The organism is Amycolatopsis sp. NPDC114478 (assembly GCF_055633805.1).
This window is the reverse complement of sequence record NZ_JBVKDO010000007.1, coordinates 271,504-286,205: the sequence shown is the minus strand read 5'-3', so window position 1 is coordinate 286,205 and position 14,702 is coordinate 271,504. Positions and strand designations below refer to the sequence as shown.

The window sequence follows — 14,702 nt, the reverse complement described above, 5'->3', positions numbered from 1 at the left end:
CTTCGCACACTAGAGAGTGGGTTCCGAGGCGTCCCACGCCACGACGTCGACCGTGCGCCGGCCCCGGGTTTCCACGACCAGGACGGTCGTGCCCTTCGGCAGCTCCGTGTCGGACCAGGCAAGGAAGGTTTCCAGGCCGCCCCTGATCCTGATCAGCACCTCCCCGGGGCCCCGCTGCCCGCGGGTGCCGACCAGGAGGACTCCGGTGCGCCCGGCCGGGGAGAGATCGGAGTGCACGGTGCCGACCTCCCTCGGTGGCCGCCTCGACGCGGGGGATTGCCCCCGCTGTCCCCCATTGTGCTCCCGGCGGGCGCGGGCCGTGGGCACTGTGAGGTTCCGATCAGGAGGCAACCTTCGCGGCTATACTCCGGAGCGTGACCGTCGAGCAACGCCCCCTGCGCGCGGACGCCCGGCGCAACCGGGAGGCGCTGGTGGCGGCCGCGCGCGAGGTGTTCGGCGCCAAGGGGGTCGACGCCCCGCTCGACGAGATCGCGCGCCGCGCCGAAGTCGCGATCGGCACGCTGTACAACCGGTTCCCGACCCGGGCCGACCTGGTCGAGGCCGCGTTCCTGCCGACGCTGGAAGAAGCGCGGGCTGTCACCGAAGAAGCCCTCGCGTGCGACGACCCCTGGGACGGTTTCGTGCTCTTCCTCGAACGGTCGGTGCTGATGCAGGTCTCCGACCGCGGCTTCACCGAAGTGTGCTCGCGGGCGTTCGACCCCGCGTCGGGCCTGGAGAAAGCCAAGCAGGCCAACGGGTCCCGGATGAACCGGATCATCTCGCGAGCCCAGGACGCGGGCGCGTTGCGGACGGACTTCCGCGCGGAAGACCTGGCGATCGTGTTCGCCGCGGCGACGGCGACCCCGGACTGGCGCCGCGCGCTCGGCATGGTCCTCGACGGGCTGCGCGCGCGATGACCTGGCTCGCGGACACCCGCACCTCGTACGACACGGTGGCGTCGAGCTACGCCGAGTTCGTCGCCGACGCGCTGGAGAAGCAGCCGTACATGCGGGCGGCGCTGGCGCTGTTCGCGTCCGAGGTCGACGGCCCGGCGGTGGACGTCGGCTGCGGCCCGGGCCACTTCACGGCCCACCTGGCGTCGCTGGGCGTCGAGGCGTCCGGCATCGACCTTTCGCCGGCGATGATCGACCTGGCCCGGCAGGCGCACCCGGAACTGCGGTTCGACGTCGGCTCGATGACGGACCTGGCGCTGCCCGACGCGTCGATGGCGGGGGTGCTGGCGTTCTGGTCGCTGATCCACGTCCCGGATGAGGCGGTCCCGGTCGCCCTGGGGCATTTCCGGCGCGTGCTGCGACCCGGCGGCCTGCTGGTCATCGGTCACCACGTGGGAGTGGGGACGCGGTTGAAGACCCAGGGCTACGGCGGCCACCCGATGCGGGTCCACGTCCACCTGCGGCAACCGTGGTGGCTGGCGCGGAGGGTGCGGGAGGCCGGGTTCACGATCGAGGCCGACTGGGCGCTCAACCCGGAAAACGAAGTGTCACAAGCGATTCTCTTCGCGCGCGCCACGGAGGGCTGAAGCACGCGGCAGCGCCTCAGCCCTCGTGGTCACCGCGACGCGGCGAGTGCAGCGGTCAGATGCATTCCCAGCGGCTGCAGTTCTGGGTGATCCCGGACGCGAACATGCTGGACGGGTAGTTGTAGACGTAACCGTGTGACTGGTAGGTGATCCCGGTGTCCGTCGAACCGAAGTACCCGGTGTAGCAACTGGTCTGCCCCTGGGAGACTTCGGCGTTCCCGCCGTCGGCGCGCGCGCAGGTCAGGCGGCCGGCCCGGCTGCCGTCCAGGTAGACGTCGATGAAGGCGTTGGCCCACTGGCCCGCGCCGAGTGCCTTGTCGAGCTTGATCTGCGCCCAGTACTGGTTGCACGCGTTGACGTAGGTGTAGACCTTGCCGATCGCGGCGCCGTTGGTGTGGTTGACGATGTCGGCCGACCGCAGCACCCAGCCCGCGGTCGCGCAGTCGCCCGGGGCCGCGGACGCGGTGGAACCCGACAGCAGCATCCCGCCCAGAGCCGCCGCGAGACAGAGCCAGACGTGCAGGATCCTCTTCATGGGGCACAGTCCTTTCGTTGCCGGCATTCCGGCGTACCACGCTTGGCGGCACCCGGCGGTTTAGCCGGTCAGGACAAGCGTTGCCCCACGAACTTCAGGACGTCCGGCAGGATCCCGCGCCAGTAGTCGTCCTTGTGGCCGCCCGGAGAAAACTTTGCCACCGCGGGCGAAACCGCCGTTGCCAGGCGGCGATTCGCGCTCAGGAACGGGTCCGACTCGCCGCACCACACGCCCAGCGCGGCCGGGCGCAGTTCTTCCGTGTGCAGCAACGGTTCTTCCGCTCGCCAGTTGGCTTCGTCCGCGAACACCTTGCGGGACCGCGCGTCCGGCCAACCGGCGAACAGGGCCGCGCTCGCCGTCGCGACCGCCTTCACGTCCGGGTGCGCGCGGGCGAAGCGCAACGCTCCGAAGCCGCCCATGGAAATGCCGAACACCGCCGATGCCGAACGGAGATCGTGGGCCGTCAGCCAGGCCGGGACTTCGTCGGTCAGCATGCGCTGCGGGTCGTCTTTCCCGCCCACGTCGACCCAGTAGTGGTCGCCGTCGAGGGCGGCCACCGCGAACGGTGGGGTGCCCGCGCGAACTACCTGCGTCAACGCTTCGGGGACGCCCAAGTCGACGAACGTCCGCGCTCGCGCGCCGCGGCCGTGCAACGCCAGGCACACCGGCAGGCCCGAGGACGGGACGCCTTCGGGCGTGATCAGGACCAGGTCGACGTCCGTGTCGCGGGCGGTGGAGCGCACGCGCTGCACCGTCACCGGGTCACGCGGTGCCGACGGACGGGCCGGGGCCGGCACCGGGGATGGACCTGGCGCCGGCTCGGGCGACGAGCAGCCCGCCAGCAGCGTCAACGCGCTGCCGGCGAGCAGGCCGCGGCGGGAGAGCACGGGTCAGCCCCGGCTCTCCTCCTCCGCGAGCTCGTCGTCGTCTTCGGTGTCTTCGCGCGGTGCCTTGTACGGGTCGACGTCGCCCGCGTGCTGGGCGCCGGTCGCGCGGCGCGCGACCTCCGCGTCGGCCTCGCGGGCCTTCGCGAGGAGGTCCTCGATCCGCTTCGACTCCTCGGGGATGGTGTCCGCGACGAACGTCAGCGTCGGCGTGTAGCGGACCCCGGTGCCCTGGCCGACCTTCGTGCGCAGCACGCCGCGCGCCGATTCGAGCGCGGCCGCCGCACCGGCGAAGTCCGGGACGGAGTCCAGCTTCTCGGCCAGCACCGTGTAGTACACCGTGGCGTCGTGCAGGTCGCCGGTGACCTTCGTGTCCGTGATGGTCACGTAGTCCAGCCGGGGGTCCTTGACCTCGTGCTCGATCGCGGACGCCACGATCTGCGAGATCCGCTTCGCGAGCTTGCGAGCCCGAGCCGGATCAGCCATGTCGTTCTCCTAGAAAAGGGTTCAATCGTCTGGACCGAGCAGCCGGCGGCGGGCGGAGAGCAGTTCGAACTCCGGCCGGCTCGCCACGTACCGCTCACACGAGTCGAGCACGTCCCGGACGTGCTCGCCACCTTCGGCGACCACGGCCACCCCGATGAGGGTCCGGCGGTGCAGGTCGGTGTGCCCGGCTTCGGCCACCGACACGGCGAAGCGCTTGCGCACCTCGGCCAGCACCGGACGGACCACGGACCGCTTCTGCTTCAGCGAATGGACGTCGCCGAGCAGGATGTCGAGCTCGAGAGCTCCGACGTACATAGGCAAGTGAGTTTGGTGTAGTAGGGACCGCCCGGGGGTCCAGGGGGCTTGCCCCCTGGCGGGGGTTTGGGGGTTCGACCCCCAAGGGACACCGTAGAGGCGGGGAGGGGCGAGCGATTTCCGCGAGCACACCCCTCCCCAACGAGCCTCTACGCGCGGGGCTTCTCGCGCTGCTCGTACGTCTCGATCAGGTCGTCGACCTTGATGTCGCCGTAGGAACCGAGCGTCAGACCGCACTCGTAGCCCTCGCGGACCTCGACCACGTCGTCCTTGAACCGCCGCAGCGAGCTGATCGGCAGGTTCTCCGCCACGACGGTGCCGTCGCGCAGGAGACGGGCCCGGGCGTTGCGCCGGATCTCGCCGGACATGACCAGGCAACCCGCGATCGTGCCGATCTTGGAGGACTTGAAGACCTCGCGGACCTCCGCGCGGCCCAGCTCGACCTCTTCGTACTCCGGCTTGAGCATGCCCTTGAGGGCCTGCTCGATCTCGTCGATCGCCTGGTAGATGACCGTGTAGTACCGGACGTCGACGCCCTCGCGGGTGGCCCGCTCGGTCGCCTTGCCCTGGGCGCGGACGTTGAACCCGAGGACGATCGCGTCGGACGCGGTCGCCAGGTCGATGTCCGACTCGGTCACGCCACCGACACCGCGGTGGACCACGTTCAGCTCGACCTCGTCGCCGACGTCCAGCTGGAGCAGCGAGGCTTCGAGGGCCTCGACCGTACCCGAGTTGTCACCCTTGATGATCAGGTTGAGGCTGTTCGTCTCCTTCAAGGCGGAGTCGAGGTCCTCGAGGCTGACCCGCTTGCGGCGCGACGCGTTGAGCGCGTTGCGCGTACGAGCGGCGCGGCGCTCGGCGATCTGCCGGGCGACGCGGTCCTCGTCGACCACCAGGAAGGTGTCGCCCGCACCCGGCACCGAGGTGAACCCGATGACCTGGACGGGACGCGACGGGAGCGCCTCGGTGACGTCGACGTTGTGCTCGTCGACCATCCGGCGGACGCGGCCGTAGGCGTCACCCGCCACGACCGAGTCACCGACGCGCAGCGTGCCGCGCTGGACCAGGACGGTGGCCACCGGGCCGCGGCCGCGGTCGAGGTGCGCCTCGATCGCGACACCCTGGGCCTCCATGTCCGGGTTGGCCCGGAGGTCCAGAGCGGCGTCGGCGGTCAGCAGGATCGCCTCGAGCAGGCCGTCGATGTTGATGTTCTGCCGCGCGGAGATCTCGACGAACATCGTGTCGCCGCCGTACTCCTCGGCGACCAGGCCGTACTCGGTCAGCTGCTGCCGGATCTTGTCCGGGTTCGCGCCTTCCTTGTCGATCTTGTTGATCGCGACCACGATCGGGGCCTTGGCGGCCTGCGCGTGGTTGATCGCCTCGACCGTCTGCGGCATCACACCGTCGTCGGCCGCCACCACGATCACCGCGATGTCGGTCGAGTTCGCACCACGGGCACGCATGGCGGTGAACGCCTCGTGACCCGGGGTGTCGATGAAGGTGATCAGACGCGGGTTGCCCTCGAGCTCGGTCTCGATCTGGTACGCACCGATGTGCTGCGTGATGCCGCCGGCCTCGCTCTCGCGGACCTTCGTCTTCCGGATCGTGTCGAGCAGGCGGGTCTTACCGTGGTCGACGTGACCCATGATGGTCACGACCGGCGGCCGGACCTGCAGATCCTCTTCGCCACCCGCGTCGTCGCCGTAGGTGATGTCGAAGGTCTCCAGCAGCTCGCGGTCTTCTTCCTCGGGGCTGACGACCTGAACCGTGTAGTTCATTTCGCCGCCGAGCAGCTCGAGGATGTCGTCCGACACGGACTGCGTCGCGGTGACCATCTCGCCGAGGTGGAAGAGCACCTGCACCAGCGAAGCCGGGTTGGCGTCGATCTTCTCGGCGAAGTCGGTCAGCGAAGCACCCCGCGGCAGCCGGATCGTCTCGCCCTGCCCCTTGGGCAGGCGGACGCCGCCGACGCTGGGCGCCTGCATGTTGTCCATGTACTCCTGGCGCTTCTGCCGCTTCGACTTGCGACCCTTGCGCGAGGGACCACCCGGACGCCCGAAGGCACCCGCCGTGCCGCCACGGCCACCGGGGCCGCCACGGCCACCGCCACCGCCGCGGAAACCGCCGCCACCGGCCGGGGCACCTGTGCCGCCACCGGGACGGAAACCGCCGCCACCGCCGCCGCCGCCACCGGGGCCGCCGCGGAAGCCACCGCCGCCGCCACCGCCACCGGGACCGCCACGGAAACCGCCGCCACCGCCACCGGGGCCGCCACGAGCGCCGCCACCGGGACCGCCACGGGCACCGCCACCGGGACCACCGCGGGCGCCGCCACCGGGACCGGCGGGACGCTGCGTGCGGCCCGGCATCATGCCGGGGTTCGGCCGCGGGGGCATGTTGCCCGGGCTCGGCCGGTTGCCACCGGCGCCGCCGCCGGGCCGCGGGGCCGGACGGTCACCGCCGCCTTGACCGCCACCGGGACGCGGCGGGCGGTTGTCGCCGCCCTGACCGCCACCGGGGCGCGGGGCCTGCGGGCGCGGCGGGGCGCCGGAACCGACGCCGAACGGGTTGTTGCCGACCCGCGGGGTGCGCGGACCGGGCTTGGGACCGCCGGGCTTGGGGCCCTGCGGCTTCGGCGGGACGACCGAGCCGGTGCCCTGCGCGGGCGCGGCCGGGGTGTCCTGCTTGGGCGCCGCCGGAGCCTCGGCTTTGGCCGCCGGGACCTGCTCCTGGGGTGCCGGTGCGGCGGGCTGCTGGCGCGGGCCGGGCCGGGGGCCGGGGCGCTGCCCCGGGGTGGCCGGCTTCGACGCCGCGGGCGCCTGCTGCTGGGGTGCGGCCTGAGCCGCAGCGGCCGGTGCGGGAGCCGCCTGGGCCGCCGGCGCCTGCTGGGCAGGTGCGGGGGGCTTCGGGGCGGCGGGCGCGCCGGGCTTCGCGGCCGGCGGGCCGGGGCGCGCCGACGGACCGGGGGTGGGCTTCTTCGCGCCCTTCGGCGCATACGCGTCGCGGAGACGGCGGGCGACGGGCGCCTCGACCGTGGACGACGCGGACTTGACGAACTCGCCCTGTTCCTTCAACTTCGCGAGAACGTCCTTGCTGGTGATGCCGAGCTCTTTCGCGAGCTCGTGTACGCGGGCCTTGCCTGGCACAACTCTCCTCATCTAGGGGAGGCCAGGCGGGGATCCGCTGACCTCGTCCTTATTGTCTGACGCTCATGGCTTCAGCTTCACGGCTGACTCATGACGGGTCGACCTGCTTCCTTGATTCCTCGCGACCCCGGGGACGTCCCGGGTTCGTGGTGCGGGGTGGTGCGCCCGACGTGCTCGCGGACCTCGCGGGCGTCGAGCGCCCCGGGAGCCCGCAAGGCTCTCGGGAAGGCCCGCCGCCGCTCGGCCTTGGCCAGGCAGTCCGGGTCGGGGTGCAGCCAAGCCCCCCGGCCCGGCAGCCGCCGACGTTCGTCGACGACCACCCGCCCGGCCACCGCGACCACGCGCAGCAGCTCACCGATCAATGCCCGCCGCTTGCAGCCGACACAAGTCCGCACCGGGGAATTCCGGTGGGGCTGGTGCTCGGCTACCCGCCGCGGGCGTTGAACCACTCCTGAGTCTAGCGCTTCGACCTTCACTCAGCCGAACCGGTTGTCGCGGCGGGCCGCGACGGACTGGCGTGGTCTTGATCACCCTCGTCGTCCGCGGGCGCGGCGTCGCTGCGGATGTCGATCCGCCAGCCGGTCAGGCGGGCGGCGAGGCGGGCGTTCTGGCCCTCCTTGCCGATCGCCAGCGAGAGCTGGAAGTCCGGCACCACGACGCGGGCGGTCTTCGCCCGCTCGTCCACGACTCGTACCGAAACAACCTTCGCCGGCGACAGGGCATTCCCGACGAACCGGGCCGGATCCTCGGAGTAGTCGATGATGTCGATCTTCTCGCCGGCCAGCTCGCTCATCACGTTCCGCACGCGCGCGCCGACCGGGCCGATGCACGCGCCCTTGGCGTTGACGCCCGGCACGGTGGACTTGACCGCGATCTTCGTGCGGTGCCCGGGCTCGCGCGCGATGGCGGCGATCTCGACGGTCCCGTCGGCGATCTCCGGCACCTCGAGCGCGAAGAGCTTGCGGACCAGGTTCGGGTGCGAGCGCGAGAGCGTGATCTGCGGGCCGCGGTTGCCGCGCGAGACGGTGACCACGTACGCCTTGATCCGGCTGCCGTGCTCGTAGGACTCCCCCGCCACCTGCTCGGCGGACGGCAGGACGCCCTCGGTGTCCCCCACCTGGACCACGACCATGCCGCGGGCGTTGGCGCGGGCGTCGCGCTGGATCACCCCGGCGACGATCTCGCCCTCCTTGGTGGAGAACTCGCCGAAGGTCTTCTCGTGCTCGGCGTCGCGCAGCCGCTGCAGGATGACCTGGCGCGCGGTGGTGGCGGCGATCCGGCCGAAGCCCTCGGGGGTGTCGTCCCACTCCTCGTCGACCTGGCCGTCGTGGGTCAGCGTGTGCGCGAGCACGCGCACCAGGCCCGTCTTGCGGTCGATGTCGATGCGGGCGTGCGGCTGGTGGCCCTCGGTGTGCTTGTACGCGGTGAGCAAAGCCGTCTCGATGGCTTCGATCACCGTTTCGAAGGGGATGTCCTTGTCCCGTTCGATCGCCCGCAGCGCGGCGATGTCGACGTTCACTTCGACCCCTTCTCCGTCTCGGCGGCGATCATGCCGGACGCGTCGTCTTCGAGCAGTTTCAGGTCCTCGGCGGGCGGCTGCTTGAACTCGATCTCCACGACCGCCTTCGCCACGTCGGCGTAGCGGACGTCGCGGAGCTTGCCGCCTTCGAGGACGCGGGCGGCGTCTTCGCCCGCGTGACCGACCCGGCCGATGAAGGCCGTGCCCTCGGCCGGGGTGATCTTCACCAGGCGGAACCGCGCGCGCCGCCAGTGCCGCGGCTGGGTGAGCGGGCGGTCGAGGCCCGGCGAGGTGACCTCGAGCGTGTAGGCGCTCGCGAGGACGTGCTCGTTCTCGTCGAGCGCCGCCGAGACCTTGCGGCTGACCTCGGCGACTTCGTCCAGCCCGACACCGTCGTCGGCGTCGACGACGACCTTGACCAGCTGCCGCCGGCCGGCCTGCTGCACCTCGAACGAGTCGAGGTCGAAACCCGCGGCGGTGACGGCTTCGGCCACTATCGGCTGAAGCCGGCTGGCGAGTTCTCCTGGCACGTGGGGCTCTCCTCGGTTGCGCGGGTCGGTGGTGGACCAGCTTATCCGGTCCCCCGGTCACCCCGCGCGAGCGGCGGGGCCGCCCCGGGGCCTGGCAGGATGGGCCGACGTGACCGGAAGACCGACCGACCTGACCCGTCGTGCCGCCCTCCGCGCGGGGGCGCTGGCCGCGCTGGCCGTCCCCCTGGCCGCGTGCGGGCCCGGCTACGACGAGAGCCCCGACCCCCTGCAGCCCCTGCTGGCCGCCGCCGAGGCGGACGCCGCCGCCGCGCGGGCGCTGGCCAAGGGCGGGAACGCCGACGCCGCCGGCCAGCTCGCCGACGCGCGCGCGGCCCACGCGGCCGCGCTGAAGTCCGAAGTGGACCGGCTGAACCGGCCGAAGCCGTCGACGTCCGCGACGCCGCCGGCGCCGGCCGCGCTGAGCGACCTGAAGGAGCGGCTGGCGACCGCGCGCAAGCAGGCCGAGGACCTCGTCGGCGGCCTGCCGCGCTACCGGGCCGGCCTGGTCGCGGCGGTGGCGGCGGGCTGCGCGGCGCTCCAGCGCACGGCCCCCGCGCTGGGCCCCGGCGAGGACGCCCCGGCGCCCGCGCCGGCCGCCGGGGCCGTCCCGGCGGAGGCGGTGGACCCGCTGCAGACCGCGCTCGCCGCCGAGCACGCCGCCGTCTGGGTGTACGGCCTGGTCAGCGCGTTCCTGCCGGGCGACTTCGGCGACGCCGAGAAGGCCGGCGCCGACGAGCACGCGGTGCGCCGCGACCTGCTGCAGACGATGCTGTCGGCGTCCGGGGCGACCCCGGTGGCGCCGGAAGCGGCGTACGTGCCGAAGAAGCCGGTGACGGACGCGAAGTCGGCGTCACTGGTGGTCGCGGCGGCCGAGGCCGACTGCGCGAACGCGTGGCTGGCGGTGGTGAACCACACCGACGACGCGGGCCTGCGCACGACGGCGCTGCACGCGCTGGTGGCGGCTTCGCGGCGCGGGACGCCGTGGCGTTCGGAAGCGGGCGAGAAGCCGACGGCGATCGCCCTGCCCGGCCAGGCGAGCTGAGCCCTCCCGGTCGTGCGCGGCGCGCCCGCGCACGACCGGCTCAGCCGGGAAAGTCGGCGGACAGCCGCAGCGCGTCTTTCGCGATGTTGTCGAGCAGCGTCTTGTCCGAGTGCTTGCCGTAGAAGTCGGCCAGCACGATCGTCGTGTTCGTGCCGTCCACCTTCGACGCGTACGCCGCGTCCGTGCCGCTCACGCTCGGGGTGCCGGTGCCGGCGAACGTCTTGTCCTTCACCAGGTCCGTGACGTTGCCCGTGCCGTCCTGCTCGGTGAGCGTCTTGAGCGCCTTCGCCTTCGTCGAGTCCGGCATCCCGACCAGCACCACCGACACCAGCGCCTTCGCCCCGCCCGTCTCGGTCGTGTACAGCGCGCGTACCAGCGACTGGCAGGCGTTGTCCACGAAGAAGTCGTGCGTCTTGCCGTAGGACTTCGCGGCGCAGTCCGTGGACTTCGCCGGCCCGGCGACCTGGGTGAACTGGTACTGCCCGGTGTTCTGGGCCGGCGGCTGCGCGACCGGCCCGTCGGGCGTCGAGTCGTGCCGGATCAGGTACCACAGCAGCCCGGCGACGACGGCGATCGCGACCAGCCCGGCGCCGCGCAGCGCCAGGGCCTTGGTGTCCCTCGGCGGCGGGCCCGGTGCGGGCGGCCGCGGCTGCGGGGGCACCGCGCCCAGCGGAGCCGTGTCGGACGGGCCTGGGGTGAAATGCGCACCAACCACGAGGCCATACGGTAGTTCACCGCGCCGGCGGCGTTCACTCGAATGCGCGTAAGACGCGTTCGACGTCGTCAGCGGTGTTGTAGAGGTGGAAGCCGACGCGCACCCGGCCGCCCCGGACGCTCGAGACGATCCCCGCCGCCGCGACCCGCTCCGGGTCGGCGTCGAGCGACACGATCGCGGTGCCGCGCGCCGGCAGTCCGAGCTTCTCGAGCAGCAGGTCGGCGAGGCCGGTGTTGTGCGCCGCGACCTGCGTGAGGTCGAGCCCGCCGAGGTACTCGAGCGCGGCGGCCGCGCCGACCTGGGCGAGCCAGACCGGCGAGAGGTCGAACGCGCGGGCGTCGCCGGCCAGGCGCAGCGGGAGGCCATAGACCGTGGCCCACGGGTCCTCCCCCGCGTACCAGTTCGCCGCGACCGCCCGGGTGCGCTCGTGCGCGTCCGGGCGCACGTAGAGCCACGCGCAGCCGCGCGGGGACAGCAGCCACTTGTACCCCGCCGCGACCACCCAGTCCGCCCAGGCGACGTCCAGGGGCAGCCAGCCCACGGCCTGGGTCGCGTCGAGCAGCACCGCCGCCCCGGCGGCCTCGGCCGCGGCCCGCAGCGCGGGCAGGTCGGCGAGCCGGCCGTCGGCGGACTGCACGACGCTCACCGCGACGACGTCGTGGCCCTCGACCCGCTCCGGCACTGCCTCGAGGGGCACCTCGGTCACCGTGACGCCCGGGTTGGCCGCGAAGGGGAACGTCACGCTGGTGAACTCCCCTTCGGCGGCGAGCACGCGGGTGCCGGCGGGCAGCGCGGCGGCGACGTCGGCGACCAGCTGCGAGGCCGACGCGCCGATCGCGACCCGCCCGGGTTCGAGGCCGAGCAGCCGCGCGAACCCGGCCCGCGACCGGTCGACGTACGGGTCGAACTCCCCCGGCCGCGTGGCGCCGGTGCGCCACCGTTCGACGGACTCGGCGACCGCCGCCGCCACCGGGGCCGGCGGGACGCCGACGCTGGGCGTGTTCAGGTATCCGGGCGGAACGGCGAAGTCGGTCATGGCTTCAGGCTGGCAGACCGGGGCAACCCGATTAGGGCAGGAAAGCGACGACGTCGGCGTAGCTCGGCGGGCTCAGCGGCAAGTCCCGGCCGTCGCGGATCGCCGCCGCCGTCTCGGCCGCCGCTTGGAGGGCCATGCGGTACGGGAGCGAGCCGAGGCTGACGCGCGCGACGCCCAGCTCCGCCAGCCCGGCGAGGGTGACTTTGCCGGGAAGGAACAGGAGGTTGAGCGGGAGGCCGATCCCGGCGATCCGTTCGACGTCCGCGGGTGCGGCGAGGCCGGGGACGAAGAGGCCGTCGGCGCCGGCGTCCGCGTAGGCCTTGGCTCGGTTTTCGGCTTCCGCCATCGAGCGGTCGCCGGCCCAGTGGGTGTCGGTGCGGGCGTTGAGGAAGAGGTCCGGGACGCGGTCTTCGACGGCTTTGATCAGGGCGGTCTGGTGGTCGATCGGGGCGAGTCCGCCGTCGGCGCGGCCGTCTTCGAGGTTGACGCCGACGGCACCGGCGTCGCCGAGTTCCGCGGCGAGATCGGCGACGGCGGCGGGATCGGCGCTGAAGCCGTCGGCGATGTCGACGCTGACGAGGACGTCCAGCCGGGTGAGGCGACGGGTAAGGGCGACGGTGGCGTCCCGCGTCGAGGGGGCGCCGTCGGGTTCGCCGGTGGCCGCGGAGACGCCGAGGCTGGTGGTGCCGAGGGCCCGGAAGCCCTGGGCGGCAAGGAAAGCGCCGACGCCGAACTCCCACGCGTTCGGCAGCAGGAGCGGGGAACCGGGGATGTGGAGGGCGCGGAATTCGTCCATGGCTCCGAATCTAGGAGCGGGACGCTTCGGTGGGCGCCGAACTCACGCCGAGGCGGGGGTGTGCTCCGCGTCGTAGGCGTCGCGGGCTTCCTGCACCGCCGTCATGTGCGTGCGGGCCCAGCGGTCCAGCACGTCCAGCGGCTCCGACAAGTTGCGGCCCAGGGCCGTCAGCTCGTACTCCACCTTCGGGGGGATCACCGCGTACGCCGTGCGGGTCAGGATTCCGTCGCGGACCAGGCTTCGCAGCGTCTGCGTCAGGACCTTCTGGGAGATCCCGTCCACCCGGTGGCCGATCTCGGTGAACCGCAGCGGGCCGTCCTTCAGCGCGCCGACGATGAGCACCGTCCACTGGTCGCCGATGCGGTCAAGCAACTGGCGGGTCGGGCAGTTGCGGTCGTACGGGTCCGGCCCCACGGCACACCTCACTTTCCGCGGGAGAGTAACACGCCGTTCAGACAGTGGCCATCAGCGTCGTGAACAGCAGCCGCAGGTGGCGGCGGCCGCGCTCCCAGCGGGCCTCCAGCTCCTCCTGGTCCCGCGTCGCCCAGCTCGCGATCAGGATGCCGCGCACGACGTCCATCGCCGTGTACACCGCGTGCAGGAACTCGTGGTGCTCCGCGTGGTCCGGCAGCAGCGCCCGGCCGAACTCGACCAGACTGGACGTCGCGATCGGCTCGACCGCCGCCATCTGCCCGCGCAGCTCGGGGTCGGTGCGGGACGCGACCCACAGCTCGACCGTCGCCGAGAACACCGGCCCCTGGTGCATCTCCCACATCAGCTGCAACGCGTCGCCGACGGGGTCACTGGACGCGCGGAGCCGGTCGAGCTCGGCCATCGCGACCTCGGTGCGCTTCTGCGCGAGGTGCCGGACCGCCGAGGTCACCAGGTCGGCCTTCGTCGGGAAGTGGTGCACCTGCGCACCGCGCGTGACGCCGGCGCGGTCGGCCACCCGGGTCGTCGTCGTGCCCGCGTAGCCGTACTCGACGAGGCAGTCGATCGTCGCGTCGAGCAGCCGGACGCGCATCGCCGCGCTGCGTTCCTCCTGGGTGCGGCCGGTCGATCCCCGTCGTGGCGCTGACATGCGCCTACTTTATGGGGCCACCGGCGCGGCCTCGACCAGCCCCGCCACGACCCGCCCGATGAAGCGGGCGAGGAACCGGCGGTAGAACCAGCCGGTGCCGGGGACCTTCGCCGTGAACGACGAGTGCCAGTGGATCTCCGTGCCGCCGTCCACCGGCGCGAGGTCGACGTAGGCGACGTAGTCCCGCAGCGGCAGGCCGTGGTCGAGCGCGTAGCCGAACCGGCGGCCGGGCTCGAGCGCGACGATCTCCTCGTACGAGCGGATGCCGCCGGTCCGGAACAGCCGGATCGCGCCGAGGCCCTCCGGTTCGTCCGCCCCCTCGCGGACCAGTTCGAACGACCCCAGCGGCGACCAGCGGGGCCAGCTCGCGCCGTCCCGCAGCAGCGCGTACACGGTGTCGGCGTCCGCGGCCGTCACCGAGCGGACCGAGATTCTCTGTACCATTTGGTACGTGTACCATTTGGTACATGATCGACGCAAGCCCGCGCGCGAAGCTCCTCGACGCGGCGATCGACCGCATCGCCCACCACGGCGGCGCGAGCAAGAGCCTGCGGGCGCTGGCCGCGGACGTCGGCACCAGCCACCGCATGCTGATCTACCACTTCGGGTCGAAGGAAGGCCTGCTCACGGCGGTCGCGCGGGAGGTCGAGGCCCGGCAGCGGGCGGCGCTCGCCGACCTGGACCCGGCGGACTTCTGGCGCCGGCTCACCGACGACGACCTGCGCGCCAACGAGAAGCTCTTCTTCCAGCTCTACGGCCAGGCCCTCGGCGGCACGCCGGGCACCGCCGAGTTCCTCGACGGCGTCATCGACGACTGGCTCGCCCCGCTCGAGGCGCTGCTGGCCGAGCGAGGCGTCCCCGAAGCCGACCGGCCCGCCCACGCCCGGCTCGGCCTCGCCGTGACACGCGGCCTGCTGCTCGACCTCGTGACGACCGGCGACCGCGACGCCGTGAACGCGGCGATGGCGCGGTTCCTGGCGATGTACGAGCGGAGCACGCGATAACGAGACCCAGACCCCCCGCACCCCGATCCGAAGCCCGAACACGGCCGGCAGCGCCGGGTCAAGGCATCTTTCC

Annotated in this window: 19 protein-coding genes; 4 read left to right on the top strand and 15 right to left on the bottom strand. The window is 72.6% G+C overall.

Translation table 11 applies throughout. The annotated features are described in order from the left end of the window. Positions 1-9 precede the first annotated feature (9 nt). Entirely contained in the window at positions 10-237 is a 228-nt protein-coding gene (locus tag ACZ7OH_RS21820; RefSeq protein WP_400905089.1) for a hypothetical protein, read from the bottom strand. Between the two features lie 137 nt (positions 238-374). Between ACZ7OH_RS21820 and ACZ7OH_RS21815 the strand changes: the two genes are divergently transcribed. Then, positions 375-917, top strand: a complete 543-nt coding sequence (locus tag ACZ7OH_RS21815; RefSeq protein ID WP_400905086.1) for a TetR/AcrR family transcriptional regulator — start codon at positions 375-377, stop codon at positions 915-917. Further along, positions 914-1,540 (top strand): class I SAM-dependent methyltransferase, encoded by a 627-nt coding sequence (locus ACZ7OH_RS21810; protein ID WP_470282424.1) that lies wholly within the window; start codon positions 914-916, stop codon positions 1,538-1,540. Before ACZ7OH_RS21815 ends, ACZ7OH_RS21810 begins: the two co-directional genes overlap by 4 nt. A 55-nt stretch (positions 1,541-1,595) precedes the next feature. Here ACZ7OH_RS21810 and ACZ7OH_RS21805 read toward each other — a convergent pair whose 3' ends face one another. From ACZ7OH_RS21805 to rimP, 8 genes are all read right to left on the bottom strand, one after another. Beyond that, positions 1,596-2,075: a hypothetical protein gene (locus ACZ7OH_RS21805; protein ID WP_470282423.1), complete on the bottom strand. Its 480-nt coding sequence runs from the start codon at positions 2,073-2,075 to the stop codon at positions 1,596-1,598. Positions 2,076-2,143: 68 nt separating this feature from the next. Continuing rightward, entirely contained in the window at positions 2,144-2,962 is an 819-nt protein-coding gene (locus ACZ7OH_RS21800) for an alpha/beta hydrolase (RefSeq protein ID WP_470282422.1), read from the bottom strand. A 3-nt stretch (positions 2,963-2,965) separates the two neighbouring features. Further along, a complete protein-coding gene (rbfA, locus tag ACZ7OH_RS21795; protein ID WP_470282421.1) occupies positions 2,966-3,445 on the bottom strand; it encodes a 30S ribosome-binding factor RbfA in 480 nt (159 codons plus the stop codon). 21 nt (positions 3,446-3,466) lie between these two features. Continuing rightward, the gene (locus tag ACZ7OH_RS21790; protein WP_308677854.1) at positions 3,467-3,760 is read right to left on the bottom strand and encodes a DUF503 domain-containing protein; all 294 of its coding nucleotides are present in this window, start codon (positions 3,758-3,760) and stop codon (positions 3,467-3,469) included. Positions 3,761-3,909: 149 nt separating this feature from the next. Next, entirely contained in the window at positions 3,910-6,906 is a 2,997-nt protein-coding gene (gene infB, locus ACZ7OH_RS21785; RefSeq protein ID WP_470282602.1) for a translation initiation factor IF-2, read from the bottom strand. A 77-nt stretch (positions 6,907-6,983) separates the two neighbouring features. Next, on the bottom strand, positions 6,984-7,301 hold the full coding sequence (locus tag ACZ7OH_RS21780) for a YlxR family protein (protein WP_364271753.1): 318 nt from the start codon (positions 7,299-7,301) through the stop codon (positions 6,984-6,986). A gap of 77 nt (positions 7,302-7,378) precedes the next feature. After that, a complete protein-coding gene (gene nusA / locus ACZ7OH_RS21775; protein WP_470282420.1) occupies positions 7,379-8,425 on the bottom strand; it encodes a transcription termination factor NusA in 1,047 nt (348 codons plus the stop codon). Continuing rightward, positions 8,422-8,955 carry a ribosome maturation factor RimP gene (gene rimP / locus ACZ7OH_RS21770; RefSeq protein ID WP_470282419.1) on the bottom strand — a complete coding sequence of 178 codons (534 nt, stop codon included), beginning with the start codon at positions 8,953-8,955 and terminating at the stop codon, positions 8,422-8,424. The genes nusA and rimP overlap by 4 nt, the downstream gene beginning before the upstream one ends. 109 nt (positions 8,956-9,064) lie before the next feature. On the opposite strand from rimP, the gene ACZ7OH_RS21765 reads away from it, so the two are divergent. After that, positions 9,065-9,997, top strand: coding sequence for a ferritin-like domain-containing protein (locus tag ACZ7OH_RS21765; RefSeq protein WP_470282418.1), 933 nt, complete (start codon positions 9,065-9,067; stop codon positions 9,995-9,997). 40 nt (positions 9,998-10,037) lie between these two features. On the opposite strand, the gene ACZ7OH_RS21760 is transcribed toward ACZ7OH_RS21765, so the two are convergent. The 6 genes from ACZ7OH_RS21760 to ACZ7OH_RS21735 form a co-directional block, all read right to left on the bottom strand. Beyond that, the gene (locus ACZ7OH_RS21760) at positions 10,038-10,658 is read right to left on the bottom strand and encodes a hypothetical protein (RefSeq protein ID WP_470282417.1); all 621 of its coding nucleotides are present in this window, start codon (positions 10,656-10,658) and stop codon (positions 10,038-10,040) included. A gap of 88 nt (positions 10,659-10,746) precedes the next feature. After that, positions 10,747-11,748 (bottom strand): aminotransferase class V-fold PLP-dependent enzyme, encoded by a 1,002-nt coding sequence (locus ACZ7OH_RS21755; RefSeq protein ID WP_470282416.1) that lies wholly within the window; start codon positions 11,746-11,748, stop codon positions 10,747-10,749. Between the two features lie 31 nt (positions 11,749-11,779). Beyond that, entirely contained in the window at positions 11,780-12,544 is a 765-nt protein-coding gene (locus ACZ7OH_RS21750) for an isocitrate lyase/PEP mutase family protein (protein ID WP_470282415.1), read from the bottom strand. 42 nt (positions 12,545-12,586) lie between these two features. Then, on the bottom strand, positions 12,587-12,958 hold the full coding sequence (locus tag ACZ7OH_RS21745; protein WP_400905059.1) for a winged helix-turn-helix transcriptional regulator: 372 nt from the start codon (positions 12,956-12,958) through the stop codon (positions 12,587-12,589). Between the two features lie 37 nt (positions 12,959-12,995). Continuing rightward, positions 12,996-13,568, bottom strand: coding sequence for a TetR/AcrR family transcriptional regulator (locus tag ACZ7OH_RS21740; protein WP_470282601.1), 573 nt, complete (start codon positions 13,566-13,568; stop codon positions 12,996-12,998). A gap of 66 nt (positions 13,569-13,634) precedes the next feature. Next, positions 13,635-14,069 (bottom strand): SRPBCC family protein, encoded by a 435-nt coding sequence (locus ACZ7OH_RS21735; protein WP_470282414.1) that lies wholly within the window; start codon positions 14,067-14,069, stop codon positions 13,635-13,637. 23 nt (positions 14,070-14,092) lie between these two features. Between ACZ7OH_RS21735 and ACZ7OH_RS21730 the strand changes: the two genes are divergently transcribed. After that, the gene (locus ACZ7OH_RS21730) at positions 14,093-14,629 is read left to right on the top strand and encodes a TetR/AcrR family transcriptional regulator (protein WP_470282413.1); all 537 of its coding nucleotides are present in this window, start codon (positions 14,093-14,095) and stop codon (positions 14,627-14,629) included. Positions 14,630-14,702 lie beyond the last annotated feature (73 nt).

Bases quoted from the DNA above. Each gene is read 5' to 3' on its own strand.
- ACZ7OH_RS21790 (WP_308677854.1), bottom strand. From the start codon at position 3,760: ATGTACGTCGGAGCTCTCGAGCTCGACATCCTGCTCGGCGACGTCCAT.
- ACZ7OH_RS21805 (WP_470282423.1), bottom strand. From the start codon at position 2,075: ATGAAGAGGATCCTGCACGTCTGGCTCTGTCTCGCGGCGGCTCTGGGC.
- ACZ7OH_RS21755 (WP_470282416.1), bottom strand. From the start codon at position 11,748: ATGACCGACTTCGCCGTTCCGCCCGGATACCTGAACACGCCCAGCGTC.
- ACZ7OH_RS21730 (WP_470282413.1), top strand. From the start codon at position 14,093: ATGATCGACGCAAGCCCGCGCGCGAAGCTCCTCGACGCGGCGATCGAC.
- ACZ7OH_RS21810 (WP_470282424.1), top strand. From the start codon at position 914: ATGACCTGGCTCGCGGACACCCGCACCTCGTACGACACGGTGGCGTCG.
- ACZ7OH_RS21750 (WP_470282415.1), bottom strand. From the start codon at position 12,544: ATGGACGAATTCCGCGCCCTCCACATCCCCGGTTCCCCGCTCCTGCTG.
- ACZ7OH_RS21740 (WP_470282601.1), bottom strand. From the start codon at position 13,568: ATGCGCGTCCGGCTGCTCGACGCGACGATCGACTGCCTCGTCGAGTAC.
- ACZ7OH_RS21735 (WP_470282414.1), bottom strand. From the start codon at position 14,069: ATGGTACAGAGAATCTCGGTCCGCTCGGTGACGGCCGCGGACGCCGAC.
- rbfA (WP_470282421.1), bottom strand. From the start codon at position 3,445: ATGGCTGATCCGGCTCGGGCTCGCAAGCTCGCGAAGCGGATCTCGCAG.